The sequence below is a fragment of the Streptomyces sp. NPDC004051 genome, from assembly GCF_053604275.1.
In genome coordinates this window covers 1-2,978 of record NZ_JBSGHG010000083.1, presented here as the reverse complement: position 1 = coordinate 2,978, position 2,978 = coordinate 1, and the positions used below count along the sequence as shown (strand labels likewise).

Below are 2,978 nucleotides of genomic sequence, written 5' to 3'. Positions count from 1 at the left end.
GGAGCTGGCCGGGCTCCGGTCGCCGATCGGTCTCGACCTGGGGGCGCGTACCCCGGAGGAGACGGCGCTGTCCATCGCGGCGGAGATCGTGGCCACCCGGCGGGGCGGCACCGGGGTCCCCCTCACCGGCGCCCGCACCCCGATCCACCACGAGGGACGCGCGACGGCCGGGGTCTGAGCGCGGGGGCGGGCAGCCCGTTCGCACGGCCGAGGGGGCCGGTGCCGTCGTCGGTACGGCACCGGCCCCCTCGGGACAGGTCGTGCGGGGTGCGGTCAGGCGGCGGCCGGCGCGGTGGCGTGGCCGTTGAGGGCGACGACGACCTCGGTCAGCTGCCCGACGACCTCGGCGTCGTCGGCGGGGCCGACCTCGGCGAAACGGGTCACGGAGCCCGGGATCGAGAGCTTGATGTCCTCGATCACCTTGCCGCCCGCGATCCCCAGGGCCTTGCGGGCCTCGTCCTGCGCCCAGACGCCGCCGTACTGGCCGAAGGCGGTGCCGATCACGGCGACGGGCTTGTCGCCGAGGGCGGAGGCGCCGTACGGGCGGGACAGCCAGTCGATGGCGTTCTTCAGGACGGCCGGCATCGTGCCGTTGTACTCCGGCGTGAAGAGCAGCAGGGCGTCGGCGCTGCCCGCGGCCTCGCGCAGCTGCGTGGCGGCGGCGGGGACGCTGCCCTCGACGTCGATGTCCTCGTTGTAGAAGGGGATCTCCGCGAGCCCCTCGTAGAGCACCACGTCGGAGCCCTCGGGCGCGAGCTTCACCGCGGCCTCGGCGAGCTGGCGGTTGTGCGAACCGGCGCGGAGGCTGCCGACGAGGGCGAGGATGCGGACGGACATGAGAACTCCTGAGGGGGGTGGAATACCGGGTGGAACATGGGGTGGGACAAGTGGTGCGACGGCCGGACGCGACGGCATGACGAAACATCGCCGCAACAATCCGGACCGAGGTCCGTTTTCTTTTCTAGCACTCTAACCGGACCCTGGTCCAGTTTCTTCCCGATGCTTTACTCTGGCTTCATGTCCGCCGTGCAGCCGCCCGCCCCGACACCTCAGGAGCCCGTCGAGCCGCAGGAGTTGCTGCAGCTCGGCGGCGAGATCGACGAGCCCTGCCTGCGGGCCGACGCGGCGCGCAACCGCGCCCGGCTGCTGGAGGCCGCCGCCCGCCTCGTCACCGAGCGCGGCGCGGACGGCCTCACCATGGAGGCGGTGGCCGCGGCGGCCCGGGTGGGCAAGGGGACGGTCTTCCGGCGCTTCGGCGACCGCACCGGGCTGCTGTCGGCGCTGCTCGACCACTCCGAGAAGAAGTTCCAGGCCGCCTTCCTCGCCGGACCCCCGCCGCTGGGGCCGGGAGCGCCGCCCGCGGAGCGCCTGCGGGCGTTCGGTCTCACCCTGCTGCGCCGCACGGCCGACGAACTGGAACTGCAGCTCGCCGCCGAACCGTGCGCCGACCGCCGCTTCACCAGCCCGCCCCGCCGTGTGCTGATCCATCATGTGTCGCTGCTGCTGCGCGAGGCCGTCCCCGAGGCGGACTGCGAACTCCTCGCCCACACCCTGATGGCACCGCTCGACCCCGCCCTGGTCCACCACCTGACCCAGCAGCGCGGGATGCCGATGGAGCGGCTGGAAGCCGCGTGGGAGGAGCTCGTCGACCGCGTGACGGGTTCCGCGGCCACCCCCGGCTGACCGGGCGGCCACCCCCGGCTGACCGGGCGGCTGCGACCGCACGGCCGGGACGCCCTGAACTGGGCCGGGATCGTGCTGCGGCGCTCTCAACTCCCCCGGCTGAAGGGCCGGTTCGGGCTTCTGCGAAGATGCCTTGCGTCATGGTGCAGATACCGAACCCACCCGTGCCCGCATCCGCCGCACTGCCGCGCGCCGTGCCCACGAGCGCCGACGTGGCCCGACTGGCCGGCGTTTCGCGCGCGACCGTCTCCTACGTCCTGAACAACGCCGAGGCCGTCCGGATCAGCGAGCCCACCCGCCGCCGCGTCCACGACGCCGCCAGGGAACTCGGGTACGTGCCGCACGCGGCGGCCCGCAGCTTACGGGCCGGCCACAGCCGCATGGTGCTGATGCCGGCCCCGGCCTTCCCGGTCGGTCCGGTCTACAGCCAGTTCGTCAACGACCTCCAAGTGGCGCTCGGCCGCCTCGAATACACGGTCGTGCAGTACGGCACCGTCGGCGTGCACGACGACGAGGCCGCCCGTGCCTGGGCCGAACTGCGTCCCGTGGCGGTGCTGGTCCCCGGCTCCGGGCTCGGCCCGCGGGGCGTCGCCGTGCTCAAACGCTCCGGAGCGCGCGCCGTGATCACCCTCGGTCCGGAGTCCGTCGAGGGCGCGCACGCCCTGCTCATGGACCACGACGTCGTCGGCCACAGCGCGGGCGCCCACCTGTTCGACCGCGGTCGGCGCCGCATCGGCGTCGTCGTCCCGCGCGAGCCCGGTCTGAGGGCGTTCTCCGCACCCCGCCTGGCCGGCGTGCGTGCGGCGCTGCGCGGCACCGACGCGACGGTCACCGAACTGCCCCTCGCCCACGACGAGGGCGCCGCCGCGCGGCTCGCCGCCGGCTGGCGCGACCTCGGCCTCGACGCCGTGTTCACCTACAACGACGAGTACGCGATGCTGCTGATGCGGGCCCTGGACGACGTCGGCGTCCGCGTCCCGGACGAGACGGCCGTGGTCGGCGCCGACAACCTCATGCTGGGCCGGCTGCTGCGGCCCCGGCTGACCACCGTCCACCTCGACCTGCCGTCCGGCCGGGAACTCGCCGAACTCGTCGACCGCGCGGTGCGCGATCCCGCCGCCGCACCCGAGGCCCACAAGGTGCTGGGGGCATCGGTGGTCCAGCGCGAGTCCAGCTGAGACCCGTTCACGTGCCGGGCGCCCCCCCCCATTACCTTTTTCGTGGCCCCGCAATGGGGCTCCCGGCCTCTGGAGCCGGCATGACTGGTCCCCCCTGTCGAACGCATGGCCCGGGGG

General features: G+C 73.9%; 4 protein-coding genes. 3 read left to right on the top strand and 1 reads right to left on the bottom strand.

The features are described 5' to 3' along the window. On the top strand, positions 1 to 178 hold a 178-nt coding region (locus tag ACWEQO_RS34620; RefSeq protein WP_452986479.1), incomplete at its 5' end, for an XdhC family protein. A 95-nt stretch (positions 179 to 273) separates the two neighbouring features. Here the strand turns inward: ACWEQO_RS34620 and ACWEQO_RS34615 are convergent. Beyond that, the gene (locus tag ACWEQO_RS34615; protein WP_361458858.1) at positions 274 to 837 is read right to left on the bottom strand and encodes an NADPH-dependent FMN reductase; all 564 of its coding nucleotides are present in this window, start codon (positions 835 to 837) and stop codon (positions 274 to 276) included. A 180-nt stretch (positions 838 to 1,017) separates the two neighbouring features. Between ACWEQO_RS34615 and ACWEQO_RS34610 the strand changes: the two genes are divergently transcribed. Then, the gene (locus ACWEQO_RS34610; protein ID WP_361458860.1) at positions 1,018 to 1,683 is read left to right on the top strand and encodes a TetR/AcrR family transcriptional regulator; all 666 of its coding nucleotides are present in this window, start codon (positions 1,018 to 1,020) and stop codon (positions 1,681 to 1,683) included. Positions 1,684 to 1,823: 140 nt separating this feature from the next. After that, entirely contained in the window at positions 1,824 to 2,861 is a 1,038-nt protein-coding gene (locus tag ACWEQO_RS34605; protein WP_452986478.1) for a LacI family DNA-binding transcriptional regulator, read from the top strand. Positions 2,862 to 2,978 lie beyond the last annotated feature (117 nt).